Raw genomic sequence first — 12313 nt, forward strand, 5'->3', positions numbered from 1 at the left:
GCGCTCCGCTCAGCAGCAGCGGCCGCCGCTGCAGCACCCGCCGGCGGCCTTGCCGGCAGGCTCAGCCTGCACCCCGGCCCAGCGGGCGAGTTCGTCGCGCGTCGGATAACGCCCCGCCAACGCGAACTCGCCGTCGATCAGGATCAGCGGCAGCGACTCGGCGCCCGACCGCTCGAGGAAACCCTTCACGACCGCATTCTGCGCGAACGCCAAGGGTTGCTGGGCGAGGTTGAAGCGCTCGAGCGCGATGCCCTGCTGCTTCGCCCACTCGACATCGGCTGCGAAGCTGACGAGCTGCTGGTCGACGTCGACGCCGCACACTCCGGTGCTGCAGCACAGCGCGGGATCGAAGATCTGGATCGATTTCATGTCGGATGCTCCTTGGGAAGACGAATGAGGCGAAAAGGGAATTCAGAGCAGCAGCGTGCCAATGCGGTCGAGTCCGGCCTTGAGGCGGGCACGGTCGGCCTGCAGTTCGTCGAGCGGCAGCGCGAGGAAGGCTTCGATGCGTGCGCGCAAGATGCGGTATGCGGTCATGAAGGCGGCGTCGATCTCGGCGTCGGTGCCGGTCGCGTGCGCGGGATCCTCGACGCCCCAGTGCGTGCGCAGCGCCGGGCCGAGGTAGGCCGGGCAGGTCTCGCCCGCGGCACTTGCGCAGACGGTCACGACGATGTCCGGCGTCACGGGCAGCGCATCCCACGACTTGCTGTGGTAGCCCTCGGTGGCGATCCCCTCGCGTGCCAGCAGGGCGAGCGAGCGCGGATGCACGTAACCGGCGGGCTTGCTGCCGGCGCTCACGGCCGTCCAGCCTTGCGGCGCCAGATGATTGAAGGTCGCCTCGGCGAGGATGGACCGGCACGAGTTGCCGGTACATAGGAACAACACATTCATGCTTTCGATTCCCGCACAGGGTTGGATGAGCCACAAGCGGGAATCCCTCCGGATAGGAGATCCGCGTCCCGGCACCCGCCGGACACCCCGCTGCAGCAGTTTTCAGTGAGAAAGCCGACGACCTCGGTCATCAGCGCGAGATTCGCCCGGTAACGCAGGAATCGCCCCTCCTGCTCCACGCGCAGCAGTCCGGCCTGCGTCATCGTGCGCAGATGGAAGGACAGGCTGCTCGGTGCGACGTCGAGCGCTGCGGCGATATCCCCGGCGACGATGCCGACCGGCTCCGCCTTCACGAGCAGCCGGAATACACCGAGCCGGACACCCGACGAGAGGCATTCGAATACGGCAAGGGCGGCTTTTTCGTCCATCTCTTCGACACTTCCAAAGTTGTTGAAATATCGTATCGATAGACGTGAGTGACGTCAATGCAACCGCCACCGCAGCGCTTCCGACGCAACGCCGCATCTCCGCGAGGACTCCGACCCGATGATTGGCATGGCCTGGGCTAGCCACGCAGCTCGACAAGAATTAGCATTTGATGATTATCCAGATGGACTGCCGGCCGTGGATGCCCCTCCGTGTTCCTCCGCGTGCAGCTGCAAGAGCTCACCAACGCCATGCGACAACGAGGCCGGCGCGGCGCAACCCGGCGACGGCCCGCTACTGCGCTCCACCTTCCACATCCCCGGCATGGACTGCCCATCCGAGGAGCAGATGATCCGCTTGCGGCTCGCACCACTTCCGGTGGGCGCACTGCACTTCGACCTGCCGGCGCGGAGGCTGGCCGTCGACCACGCAGGCGAAGCGGCTGCAATCCTGCTAGCACTCGAACCCCTCGGCTTCGGCGCGACGCTCACCGGCTCGACGCCCCTGACCGAAGCCACGCTTTCCGCGGACCAGGCAGACCCCGCGGCGGAAGCCCGCGTCCTGTGGCTGCTGCTGGCGATCAACGCATTGATGTTCGTCGTCGAGATCGGAGCGGGATGGTTCGCGCGCTCCGCCGGCCTGATCGCCGACGCGATGGACATGTTCGCCGATGCAGCGGTATACGGCGTCGCCCTCTACGCCGTCGGCCGCGCCACCCGCATGAAGCTCACCGCCGCGCGCCTGGCCGGGGTCCTTCAGCTGATCCTCGCGCTCGGCGCCCTGACCGAGACCGCGCGGCACATTCTCACGCGCGCCGAACCGGAGAGCATCGCGATGATCGGCATCGCCGCGCTCGCCCTGCTTGCCAACGCCAGCTGCCTGCTCCTGATCCACCGCCACCGGCATCGCGGCGCCCACATGCGCGCGAGCTACATTTTCTCGGCCAACGACGTCATCGCCAACGCCGGCGTGATCGCGGCGGGCCTGCTCGTGAGTGCCACCGCCAGTCCCTGGCCGGACTGGATCATCGGCGGCATTATCGGCGGAGTCGTCGTGGCCGGCGCGATCCGCATCCTGCGCCTGCGCTGACCGCCGCCAAACCGGCGCAGCCGCTCAGAACGGCACGGCGCTCTCGAAGCTGAGCGGGACGCGCCGCTCCGGGTGGATGAAGGCAATCGCCGCAGCATGCAGGTGCAGGCGCGCATGGCGCTGTGCGCTGTGCGGAGGTGCATACAGCACATCGCCCAGGATCGGATGCCCCAGCGACATCAGGTGCACGCGCAGCTGGTGGGTACGTCCCGTCACCGGCTCCAGCTCGACGCGCGACACCGCGTCATCGCCCTCGCCACGGCGCTCGACGACCCGATACCGGGTCAGCGCCCGCCGCCCGCCCACACGGTCGACCCGCTGGCGCGGATTGTTGTCCGGATCGGCTGCCAGCGGCAGGTCGATTTCCCCCCGGTCGCCCGCGACCAATCCATGCACCGCGGCGACGTAGCGCTTGCCGACCGTACGCTGGGCGAACGCATGATTCATCCGTCGCAGCATCTCGGGGCCGCGCGCCAGCAGGATGAGTCCCGATGTCGCCATGTCGAGCCGATGCACCAGCAGCGCGTCCGGGTACTGCGCCTGCACGCGCAGCTCGAGGCAATCCTGCCGGTCCTCGCCACGCGCAGGCTGCGACAGGAGACCGGACGGCTTGTCCGCGACGACGATGGCGTCGTCGGCGTAGACGATGGCAGGAGCGAGGTGGGGCACGATCTCAGGAAGCGCGGAGCAATGGCGGCAAACAGGAAAAGAAAATGCGCGGCTGACCGCAACGGAATCCTGGCCCGAACCCCCTCGTCAACCGTCACCCGACGCCGCGTTTTAGCAGGATTCCCACGCGCCGGCAAACCCGCGCGCACTCAGCTTAGGCATCCGTCGCCTTTGGCGGCAGAATACCGACCTTCTCACCGGATCGAAAACACATGCCCCGACTACCCCGACGCATCGTCTGCCTCAGCACCGAAACCGTGGAAGTCCTCTACGCCCTGGGCGAACAGGACCGCATCGTCGGCATTTCCGGCTACACGGTCATCCCGCCGCAGGCCCGCAAGGAAAAGCCCAAGGTCTTCGCCTTCAGCACCGGCGACCTCGACCGCATCCTCGCCGTCAAACCGGACCTCGTGCTGTGCTTCTGCGACCTGCAGGCCGACATCGCCCGCGATCTCGTCAAGGCCGGCGTCGCCGTGCATGTCTTCAACCAGCGCAGCGTCGAGGACATCCTCGCGATGATCGAAACAGTCGGCCGCCTCGTCGGTGCCGAGCCCCGCGCGCGGGCGCTGGTCGGCGAACTGGAGCAGCTGATCGACGCGACACGTGCCGCCGCCGCACGGCTTCCGCGGCGTCCGCGCGTCTATTTCGAGGAGTGGGACGAACCGGCAATCTCCGGCATCCGCTGGGTGTCCGAGCTGATCGGGATCGCCGGCGGCGAAGACATCTTCGCCGAGCTCGCCAGCCGCCCGTCGGCCAAGGACCGCTGCCTCGCCGACCCGCTGGAAGCCGCGCGCCGCGCCCCGGACATCGTCATCGGCTCCTGGTGCGGCAAACGCTTCCGGCCCGAAAAGGTCGTCGCCCGACCGGGCTGGCAGGACGTGCCCGCCGTGCGCAACGCGCAGATCCACGAAATCAAGTCCGCGATCATCCTCGCGCCGGGCCCGACCGCGATCCGCGAAGGGCTGCCCGCCCTCGCACGCCTGTTCGCCGATTGGGCCAAGGCAAGCGCGTAGGCTCGACGACAAGACGCAGCGCCGTCAGACCGACTGCGCCGCGATACGCCCGATCACGCCGAGAAAGGTATCCAGCACAGGCGTGGGTGGCCGGTCCGCATGCGCGACCGACAGCGAAAGGTAAGCGCCCTCGTCGCCGATCCTGAGATAGCGCACGCGCGGTAGCCGCACGCACTCCAGCGGCGCCGGCAGCACCGCGACGCCGAGCCCGGACGCGACCAGCCCGATCTGCGTCGTCGCCTCGCGCGCTCGCTGTACGATGCGCGCGGCGAAGCCCGCCTTGCGGCACAGCTCGTCGACGATCGCCGGCAAGCCGGTCCCGACGTCTGTCGGATAGGCGATGAAACCCTCGTCGCGAAACTCGGCGAGCGAAACCTCGGCACGGTGCGCCAGGGGATGCGCCGCATTGACGACGAGCCGCAGGGGGTCGCGCCCGATCTCGCGCGTGACGATCCCCGCCGACACGTCGAGGCCGCGGTAGCGCACGAAGCCCACATCGATCTCCCCCCGCTGCAGTGCCTCCACCTGCGCCACCGTAAACATTTCACGCAGCGACAGGCTCACCTGCGGGAAGTCGCGCCGATACGTATGCAGCACGTCCGAGAGCATGGTCGTGAATGGCAGCGACGACGTGAACCCGACCCGCAACTCGCCCAGCTCCCCCTTCCCTGCGCGACGGGCGTCTTCCGTCGCAGCCTGCGAGCGCGCCAGGATCTCGCACGCATGATCGAAAAAGCGCCGCCCCGCTTCGGTCAGCGCGACACGACGCTTGCTGCGCTCGAACAGCGGCGTGCCGATTTCCTCCTCTAGATCGCGGATCTGCATCGACAAGGGCGGCTGGCCGATGTGCAGCCGTTCGGCCGCCCGCGTGAAGTTGAGCTCCTCGGCGACCGCGACGAAGTAGCGAAGATGGCGCAGCTCCATTCATATATTCCATAGATGATCTTTCACCTAAAAATATATTGGACGTATGCATTGATCGCAACCTAGGATTCGCCGGAGCAGTGCAACGCAACCTCATCGCCTCCGCAAAGCGCACCCGACCACCATGCAAGCCCCCGCCGCCACCCCCGCCCCGATCGAAGCCGGCTCCCCGGCCTTCCGCCGCGCCAACCTCGCGATGTTCCTCGGCGGGTTCGCGACCTTCGCGTTGCTGTATGCGACGCAACCCATCCTCCCGCGCCTCGCCGCCGACTTCGGCGTCGCACCGGCAAGCGCCAGCCTGTCCGTATCGCTCGGCACCGCCGCTTTGGCGCTGATGCTCCTGCCCGCCAGCGTGCTGTCCGACCGCTACGGCCGACAGCGCCTGATGAAGGCATCTCTGGCACTCGCGACCGTAATCGCATTTGCGACCGCCTTCGCGGCGGATTTCACCCAGCTCCTCGTGCTGCGGATGCTGATGGGAGCGGCCCTCGCCGGCCTGCCGGCCTCGGCGATGGCCTGGCTCGGCGAGGAAATCGCGCCCAGCGCCCAGGGCCGCGCAATGGGCCTCTACATCGCCGGCAACGCCCTGGGTGGCATGAGCGGGCGCTTCCTCGTCGCCGGCCTCACGGACATGAGCTCATGGCGCATCGCCGCGGCAGCACTCGGCGTGCTCGGGCTCGTCGCAACCCTGGTCTTCTGGCGCTGCCTGCCGCCGTCCCACCACTTCCGCGCACGGGCCGCCCTCCCTGCACGGGTGCTCGGCGACATCACCGCGCTGATTGCGGACGCCGGGCTGCGGCGCCTCTTCGCGATCGCCTTCCTGATGATGGGCGTCTTCACCAGTGTCTACAACTACCTCGGTTTCCGCCTCCACGCCGCGCCCTTCTCCCTGGGTCAGACCGCCATCGGCGCCGTCTTCCTGCTGTACGTGGTCGGGACGCTGTCGTCGGCATGGACGGGGCGCCTGGTCGACCGCATCGGCCGCCGCGCCCTGCTGTGGATCATGATCGTCTTCTGCGGCACGGGCCTCGCGATCACCCTTTTCGACCACCTCGCGGCCATCATCGCCGGCGTCGCCGTCTTCACCTTCGGGTACTTCGGCGCCCACACCACGGCGAGCGGCTGGGTCGCACGCCGGTCGGGCGAGCGGCGCGCCCTCGCAACGGCGCTCTATCTGTGCAGCTACTACCTCGGCGCCAGCCTCATCGGCACCCTCTCCGGCCTCGCATGGGAATACGCCGCATGGACCGGCGTCACCGCCGCCCTCACCCTGTGCGTCGCCCTGGGCCTGCTGTGCGCCTGGCAACTGCGCACGCTACAGCCCATGGCGCAACCGCCCGCCCTCACCCCGGCCGCCTGACCCGCCGGAAACGATATATTCGGGAAGAGCCGGGAACATATTCCGACGCTCCACATCCCTCAGGCGCTACGCCGCAGGATGTGAAGGATCTCGCGCTGGGGCTCATCGACCAGCTCCGCCAGCGACACCCCGTCCAGGGTCTGCATGAAGGCCTCCAGCGCACGACCCAGCACCCCCTTCAGCCTGCAATCCGGCGTCAGCAGGCACTGGCTGCCGCTCCCGAAGCATTCGACGAGCGCCATGCCGCGCTCCATGCTGCGCACCACCGCCCCGATATTGATGGCCTCGGGCGTACGGGCAAGCCGCAAGCCGCCGCCCTTGCCCCGCAAACCTTCGACGAACCCGTCCCGCACGAGATGGTTCGCGATCTTCATCAAGTGGCTGCGCGAGATGTCGAAGCGCTCGGACACCTCAGCGATCGTGACGAGACGATCCGCGTTCACCGCGAGGTAGATCAACACGCGCAGGGCGTAATCGGTGTGCTGGGTCAGATGCATGAGCGTTCCTGCTGCGGCCATCGGGCCAGGCGATGAAAGTCATTATACGCAACGGGGACAAAAGATTCATATTTGTTGACTCTTTTTAAAGAGTCATTTTATATTCCTCTTAAAGCCGGCACCCGGTCCCGTCCGCCTGCCGCACGCCATTTCTTGCCCCAGGAGGAACAGCGATGCGCCCTGACCGTCTCAACCCCCGCCACACCCTTGCGCTCGGACGCGCAACGATGGTCCTTTCCGTGATCGGCATGATCGCCGCCACCCTCGTCGCCTATCCCTTTGCGGAACGATTCGGCATGGGGATGCAGATCACGGGGCACCTCGTGCTGCCCATCTCCGCGGCCTTCTTCAAGATCGGATACGTCGTGCGCCTCGCATCGCACCACGCGCTCGGCAACATGTCGGCCGGTTGAACCGGCTTGCCGCTTCGGCGCCGCCCCTCACGAACATAGGTCGAAGGGCGCCACCAAGCGGCCCCCCCGGGACAGGCCTCAGCGCCGCTCGACCCAGAACAGCAGCCCGGCGGCTGCCAGCAGGAACATCAGGCTCGGCGTCGACGCCGCGAGGACCGGAGGCCAGCTGTTGATCACGCCGAGGTTGGAGAACAGCCCGTTCAGAAGGTGGAAGCCCACCCCCAGCATCACGCCGAGGAAGACCTTCACGCTCACCCCGCCCATGCGGTCGTGGGTCATCGCGAAAGGCAGCGCCAGCGCCATCATCACCAGCACGGCAAACGGATAGATCAGCTTCTTCCACAGCGCGATCTCGTAGCGGTCCGAGTTCTGCTGGTTCTCGCGCAAGTGATTCACGTAAGCCACCAGCGTCGCCACCGACATCCGCTCCGGCAGCACCATGAGCACGCTCAAAACCTCGGGTGTCAGCTCGGATTTCCAGTCCATTTCCGGCAGGTCCACGACCTCGGTGCGATCGCCGAGGAAGCGCGTCTGCCGGATGCCGTTCAGGCGCCAGCTGTTCTCGTCGGCGGAGTATCGCCCCGTGGCCGCGTCGGTCACCGAAACCAGCACGTGACGCTCGTCGAATTCGAAGATCCGCACCTTCTCCATGCTGCGGTCGGGCTGCATGGTCCGCACGTTAACGAAACGCGGGCCATCCTTCACCCACAGGCCCGACTTCAACTGACTCGAAACCGTCGAATTGGTCGCGGTCAGGCGCCACTGCTGCGCTGCCCGCTCGGCCGGCGGCGCGATGTATTCGCCGAAGACGAAGGTCGCCACGACGAAGATCGAACCGATCGCCGCGAGCACGCGCAACATCTTCAGCGTCGACATCCCCGACGCGCGCATCACGGTGATCTCCGAATGCCGCGCGAGCGTCGTGAGCGAATACAGGGTCCCGATCAGGACTGCGATCGGCAGCAGCTCATACACCCGGCCAGGCAGGATCATCGCCACGTACAGCAGCGCATGATGCAGCTCGTACCCGCCCTTGCCGACCGAATCGAGTTCGTTGAGGAAGTCGAAGAACGCGAACAGGCCGAGGAAGGCGAGCAGCACCGTGAAGGTCGCCCCCACGACCTCGCGTGCGAGGTAGCGCGTCAGCACCTTCATCATGCGCGCGCCCTCCAGAACGGCGACACCGCCAGGCGCCGGTAGAACATCAGCGCGAGCACCGCGAGCACGACGACGTGCGGCAACCACACGGCGAGTTCGAAACGCAGCCGCCCCTGGCCGACCCAGGACTGGAAGATGCTGATCGCATTGCTATACACGAGATACGTCAGAATCGCGAAAAGCAGGTTGTTCGCCCGCCCGGCGCGCGGATTCACGAAGGACAGCGGTATCGCCATCAGCGCCAGCAGCAGCGCGGCAACGGGCACCCCGATGCGCCCGAGCAGCTCACCCAGGTTACGGTCCGTCGGCGACTGCAGCAGCTCCAGCGTCGGGATCACGCGGGTGCGCGAGGACTGGCTCGCCACCTTGCGTTCCTCGATCAGGACCGAGTAACGCTCGAACTCCATCACGCGATACTGGGGCGTCCCGGGCTCGCCCTCGTAGCGCCGCCCCTTCTCGAGCACGACGAAGCGGTCGCCGTTCGCATCGGTGTGCAGGGACCCCTCGGCCGAGACGATGACGCTCAGGCGCCCGTTCTGCTCCGAGCTGACGAACACGTTGCGCACCTTGCCGTTCTCGCCCGCTCCCATCTCGACGAAAAACACACGCTGGGTGGAAGCCGACTCGCGGAACACCCCGGGCGCAACGCGCGACGCGTCGTCGCGCGAGTCGAGCCGTGCCTGGAACTCCGCGTTCTTCGTATGCGCCCACGGCGACAGGAACAGCGTCGCCGCGGCGATCGCGACGACCATCGGCAGCGCGAAGCGCAGCACCGGTCGGATGAAGCCCGTCAGCGGCACGCCGGAGGCGAACCACACGACCATCTCCGAATCGCGGTAAGAGCGCGACAGCGGCATCAGCACCGAAATGAACACGGTCAGCGACAGCACGATGGGCAATTCGGTCAGGGCGCCGAAACCGATCAGCGCCAGCACTGCGTCCGGGGGTACGCGGCCGCCGGCCGCCTGGCCGAGCAGGCGCACCAGCACCACGGTGATGACGATCGCAAACAGGGCGACGAACACACCGGCTGCCGACTGGGAGAATTCACGCCGGAGGGCGCGGCTGAAAATCATCGCGCGAAAGCCTGGATCTCGTTGGAGTGCGGGGTTTTTGACGCGTTTGCCGCGAACGGGCCATAATCGGCGGCAATCCGAACGACGCGTCTTATAAAGGAACAGGGCATGGAATTTACCATAAAGACCGGAGCCCCGGAAAAGCTCAAGACCGGCTGCCTGGTCGTCGGAGCGTTTGCCGGCGGCACGCTCACCGACGCAGCAGCTGCCCTCGACAAGGCGGCCAAAGGCAAGCTCGCCGCCCTGATCGCCCGCGGCGACCTCGACGAAAAAGCCGGCGCGCTGCTCGCGCTGCATGAGCTACCGGGCTGCGCCGCCGAGCGCGTGCTCGTCGTCAGCCTCGGCAAGCAGGACGAACTCGCCGATCGCGCCTGGCGCGACGCCGTCGGCGCCGTCGCCAAGACCCTCGCCGCCTCGCCCGCCCACGACGCCGCGGTCTGCCTCGCCGACGTCGCCCCTCCGGGACGCGACATCGAATGGGCGCTGCAGCAACTCGCCCGCATGCTCGCTGACGCCAGCTACCGTTACGAAGCCACAAAATCGAAAAAGAAGGACGACAAGCCGCGCGGCGCCCGCAAGGTCGTGCTCGCAACCGGCAGCAAGGTCTCCGCCGCCCTGGAAACCGCGGTCAAGCGCGGCCAGGCCATCGCCGAAGGCATGGCGCTGGCGAAGGACCTCGGCAACCTGCCGGGCAACTTCTGCACGCCGACCCACCTCGCCGAAACCGCGGTCGAGCTCGGCAAGCAGTTCAAGCTCAAGGTCGAGGTGCTCGAACGCGAGGACATGGAAAAGCTCGGCATGGGTTCCATGCTGTCCGTCGCACGCGGCTCGCACCAGCCGCCCAAGTTCATCGTCCTGCACTACAAGGGCGGCAAGGCCAAGGACAAGCCCGTCGTGCTCGTCGGCAAGGGCATCACCTTCGACACCGGCGGCATCTCGCTCAAGCCCGGCGCCGAAATGGACGAGATGAAGTTCGACATGTGCGGCGCCGCGAGCGTGCTGGGCACCTTCAAGGCGCTAGCGCGCATGGCGCTGCCGATCAACGTCGTCGGCATCGTCCCGACCACCGAGAACATGCCCGGCGGCGGCGCGACCAAGCCCGGCGACGTCGTCACCTCGATGAGCGGCCAGACCATCGAGATCCTCAACACCGACGCCGAAGGCCGCCTCATCCTGTGTGACGCGCTCACCTATGCCGAGCGCTTCAAGCCTGCCTGCGTCGTCGACATCGCCACCCTGACCGGCGCCTGCGTCGTCGCCTTGGGCAAGATTCCCAGCGGCCTGCTCGCCAACGACGACGACCTTGCGCGCGAACTCACTGACTGCGGCAACGTTTCCGGCGACCGCGTGTGGCAGCTGCCCCTGTGGGACGAATACCAGGAGCTGCTGAAGAGCAATTTCGCCGACATGGCCAACATCGGCGGGCGCTACGGCGGCACCATCACCGCGGCCTGCTTCCTCGCGCGCTTCACCAAGGCGTACAAATGGGCGCACCTCGACATCGCCGGCACCGCCTGGCTGTCGGGCGACGCCAAGGGTGCAACGGGCCGCCCCGTGCCGCTGCTCGCCGAGTTCCTGATCGCGCGCAGCCTGGGCGCAGCGGCCTGAACCGGGGAACGGTCGCGATGGCACCGCGGGTGCAGTTCTACCACAACGCCGAGAACCCGCTGGCGCTCGCCTGCGAACTCGCCGCGCGGGCCTACGGCAGCGGCCGCAAGGTCGCGTTGCGCACCCGCGATGCGGCGTCCGCCCGCCAACTCGACCAGCTGCTGTGGAGCTTCGAGCAGCAGTCCTTCGTGCCGCACGTGATGGCCGGCTCGCCGCTCGCGGGCGAAACGCCGGTCGTCATCGGCCATGCGGAAGCGCCGAACGAATGGCCGCACAGCGAGATCCTCTTCAACCTCGCCGACGACATCCCGCCGGGCCACGAACGCTTCCGCATGGTGATCGAGATCATCGGCCAGGGCGAAGCGCAGAAGCTCCCCGCACGGGCACGCTGGATGCACTACAAGCAACAGGACCTGCCCCTGCAGGCCTTCGACGCGATCCGCAGGGAGGCACTGTGAGCACCTGGCCCCTACCACCACGCCTCGAACCGGACGACGACCTCAAGGCCGCCGACCTCCTCCTCGGCAAGGCCGACGCCCTGCTCAAGCGGCACCGCGTCCCGGAGCCGCAGCCGCCCGCCCCGGAGGAAGTAGTCTCACTGGACGACGAGGACATTCCCGTCCTGACCGAAGTGGTCGCCCCGGAAGACCTGCCCGCCGAACTGAGTTCGCCCCGTCCGCCGCAACCGAAACGCTCCGCCAGCGAACTCGCGGAACAGCTCATCAGCCTCGACACCGAGGTGTCGCGCGCCGTCGAAGCCTGGTTCCACGCCGAACTGCCGCAGATCGTCGCACGCGAACTCGACCGCATCGGCACCAGCATCCGCGAACAGGCCCTCGCCCACCTGCGCGCCACCCTGCTGCCGGAGCTGTCCGCGCACATCTCCCGCCACCTCGAGAAGAACACCGACGTTCTCCCCCCGGATCAGTCCTGAGCGCCGCAAACGCTTGCGGCAATCGCACGAACGGCTTCGTGTGGGAGTTTCAGCCTCGAAAGGACGGATATTCCGCTGTGGGAGCGGCTTCAGCCGCGAAAGGGCGGTAGTGCACATCACACGGCCTATTCGCGGCTGAAGCCGCTCCCACAGGGAAACGCCCGCGCGCCGGGGACGGCGGGGATCTTCGTACGGACGGAGAAAAATTCATCGCGCGCGACACAGAGCGAGGGTTCGTGCGATTACCTGACCGCAAACACCCCGGCGGGAAGGCAGGCGGCCTCCATCCGCTATAATCCGCCCTTTGCCTTCAGC

The 12313-nt window shown here is 67.2% G+C and carries 15 protein-coding genes; 7 read left to right on the forward strand and 8 right to left on the reverse strand.

Annotated features, from left to right (window positions below):
- Positions 1 to 9: 9 nt before the first annotated feature.
- Genes arsD through U5817_RS16305 form a run of 3 tightly spaced genes read right to left on the reverse strand, consistent with a single transcriptional unit; the run spans position 10 to position 1259 of the window.
- Positions 10 to 369, reverse strand: a complete 360-nt coding sequence (arsD, locus tag U5817_RS16295; RefSeq protein WP_169126946.1) for an arsenite efflux transporter metallochaperone ArsD — start codon at positions 367 to 369, stop codon at positions 10 to 12.
- A gap of 42 nt (positions 370 to 411) precedes the next feature.
- On the reverse strand, positions 412 to 891 hold the full coding sequence (locus tag U5817_RS16300; protein WP_169126948.1) for an arsenate reductase ArsC: 480 nt from the start codon (positions 889 to 891) through the stop codon (positions 412 to 414).
- Positions 888 to 1259 (reverse strand): helix-turn-helix transcriptional regulator, encoded by a 372-nt coding sequence (locus U5817_RS16305; RefSeq protein WP_169126950.1) that lies wholly within the window; start codon positions 1257 to 1259, stop codon positions 888 to 890. Before U5817_RS16305 ends, U5817_RS16300 begins: the two co-directional genes overlap by 4 nt.
- A 196-nt stretch (positions 1260 to 1455) precedes the next feature.
- Here U5817_RS16305 and U5817_RS16310 point away from each other — a divergent pair, with 196 nt between their 5' ends.
- Positions 1456 to 2346, forward strand: coding sequence for a cation transporter (locus U5817_RS16310; RefSeq protein ID WP_339379987.1), 891 nt, complete (start codon positions 1456 to 1458; stop codon positions 2344 to 2346).
- Positions 2347 to 2370: 24 nt separating this feature from the next.
- On the opposite strand, the gene U5817_RS16315 is transcribed toward U5817_RS16310, so the two are convergent.
- Positions 2371 to 3015, reverse strand: a complete 645-nt coding sequence (locus tag U5817_RS16315; protein ID WP_407278071.1) for an RluA family pseudouridine synthase — start codon at positions 3013 to 3015, stop codon at positions 2371 to 2373.
- Between the two features lie 212 nt (positions 3016 to 3227).
- On the opposite strand from U5817_RS16315, the gene U5817_RS16320 reads away from it, so the two are divergent.
- A complete protein-coding gene (locus tag U5817_RS16320) occupies positions 3228 to 4028 on the forward strand; it encodes an ABC transporter substrate-binding protein (RefSeq protein WP_169126954.1) in 801 nt (266 codons plus the stop codon).
- Positions 4029 to 4052: 24 nt separating this feature from the next.
- Here U5817_RS16320 and U5817_RS16325 read toward each other — a convergent pair whose 3' ends face one another.
- Positions 4053 to 4952 (reverse strand): LysR substrate-binding domain-containing protein, encoded by a 900-nt coding sequence (locus tag U5817_RS16325; protein ID WP_169126956.1) that lies wholly within the window; start codon positions 4950 to 4952, stop codon positions 4053 to 4055.
- A gap of 196 nt (positions 4953 to 5148) precedes the next feature.
- Between U5817_RS16325 and U5817_RS16330 the strand changes: the two genes are divergently transcribed.
- Positions 5149 to 6312, forward strand: a complete 1164-nt coding sequence (locus U5817_RS16330) for an MFS transporter (protein ID WP_407281085.1) — start codon at positions 5149 to 5151, stop codon at positions 6310 to 6312.
- A gap of 59 nt (positions 6313 to 6371) precedes the next feature.
- Here the strand turns inward: U5817_RS16330 and U5817_RS16335 are convergent, their stop codons facing one another.
- A complete protein-coding gene (locus U5817_RS16335; protein WP_407278072.1) occupies positions 6372 to 6809 on the reverse strand; it encodes an RrF2 family transcriptional regulator in 438 nt (145 codons plus the stop codon).
- 173 nt (positions 6810 to 6982) lie between these two features.
- On the opposite strand from U5817_RS16335, the gene U5817_RS16340 reads away from it, so the two are divergent.
- Positions 6983 to 7222 (forward strand): hypothetical protein, encoded by a 240-nt coding sequence (locus tag U5817_RS16340; protein ID WP_169126964.1) that lies wholly within the window; start codon positions 6983 to 6985, stop codon positions 7220 to 7222.
- Positions 7223 to 7300: 78 nt separating this feature from the next.
- Here U5817_RS16340 and lptG read toward each other — a convergent pair whose 3' ends face one another.
- Complete coding sequence (lptG, locus tag U5817_RS16345; protein WP_169126966.1) at positions 7301 to 8380, reverse strand: LPS export ABC transporter permease LptG; 1080 nt, start codon at positions 8378 to 8380, stop codon at positions 7301 to 7303.
- On the reverse strand, positions 8377 to 9456 hold the full coding sequence (gene lptF, locus U5817_RS16350) for an LPS export ABC transporter permease LptF (protein ID WP_169126967.1): 1080 nt from the start codon (positions 9454 to 9456) through the stop codon (positions 8377 to 8379). Before lptF ends, lptG begins: the two co-directional genes overlap by 4 nt.
- Positions 9457 to 9564: 108 nt before the next feature.
- Here lptF and U5817_RS16355 point away from each other — a divergent pair, with 108 nt between their 5' ends.
- From U5817_RS16355 to U5817_RS16365, 3 genes are read left to right on the forward strand one after another with little or no spacing between them, the layout of a single operon-like run.
- Positions 9565 to 11064 (forward strand): leucyl aminopeptidase, encoded by a 1500-nt coding sequence (locus U5817_RS16355; protein WP_407278073.1) that lies wholly within the window; start codon positions 9565 to 9567, stop codon positions 11062 to 11064.
- A 17-nt stretch (positions 11065 to 11081) separates the two neighbouring features.
- The gene (locus tag U5817_RS16360; protein WP_407278074.1) at positions 11082 to 11522 is read left to right on the forward strand and encodes a DNA polymerase III subunit chi; all 441 of its coding nucleotides are present in this window, start codon (positions 11082 to 11084) and stop codon (positions 11520 to 11522) included.
- Positions 11519 to 11998, forward strand: coding sequence for a hypothetical protein (locus U5817_RS16365; protein WP_169126973.1), 480 nt, complete (start codon positions 11519 to 11521; stop codon positions 11996 to 11998). Before U5817_RS16360 ends, U5817_RS16365 begins: the two co-directional genes overlap by 4 nt.
- Positions 11999 to 12313: the final 315 nt, after the last annotated feature.

This window comes from Aromatoleum evansii (assembly GCF_045689615.1).
GTDB classification, from domain to species: domain Bacteria; phylum Pseudomonadota; class Gammaproteobacteria; order Burkholderiales; family Rhodocyclaceae; genus Aromatoleum; species Aromatoleum evansii.

Coding starts and splice junctions, on each gene's coding strand:
- U5817_RS16355 (WP_407278073.1), top strand. CDS start 9,565: ATGGAATTTACCATAAAGACCGGAGCCCCGGAAAAGCTCAAGACCGGC.
- U5817_RS16330 (WP_407281085.1), top strand. CDS start 5,149: ATGTTCCTCGGCGGGTTCGCGACCTTCGCGTTGCTGTATGCGACGCAA.
- U5817_RS16305 (WP_169126950.1), bottom strand. CDS start 1,259: ATGGACGAAAAAGCCGCCCTTGCCGTATTCGAATGCCTCTCGTCGGGT.
- lptF (WP_169126967.1), bottom strand. CDS start 9,456: ATGATTTTCAGCCGCGCCCTCCGGCGTGAATTCTCCCAGTCGGCAGCC.
- U5817_RS16335 (WP_407278072.1), bottom strand. CDS start 6,809: ATGCATCTGACCCAGCACACCGATTACGCCCTGCGCGTGTTGATCTAC.
- arsD (WP_169126946.1), bottom strand. CDS start 369: ATGAAATCGATCCAGATCTTCGATCCCGCGCTGTGCTGCAGCACCGGA.
- U5817_RS16360 (WP_407278074.1), top strand. CDS start 11,082: ATGGCACCGCGGGTGCAGTTCTACCACAACGCCGAGAACCCGCTGGCG.
- U5817_RS16300 (WP_169126948.1), bottom strand. CDS start 891: ATGAATGTGTTGTTCCTATGTACCGGCAACTCGTGCCGGTCCATCCTC.
- U5817_RS16325 (WP_169126956.1), bottom strand. CDS start 4,952: ATGGAGCTGCGCCATCTTCGCTACTTCGTCGCGGTCGCCGAGGAGCTC.
- lptG (WP_169126966.1), bottom strand. CDS start 8,380: ATGATGAAGGTGCTGACGCGCTACCTCGCACGCGAGGTCGTGGGGGCG.
- U5817_RS16340 (WP_169126964.1), top strand. CDS start 6,983: ATGCGCCCTGACCGTCTCAACCCCCGCCACACCCTTGCGCTCGGACGC.
- U5817_RS16320 (WP_169126954.1), top strand. CDS start 3,228: ATGCCCCGACTACCCCGACGCATCGTCTGCCTCAGCACCGAAACCGTG.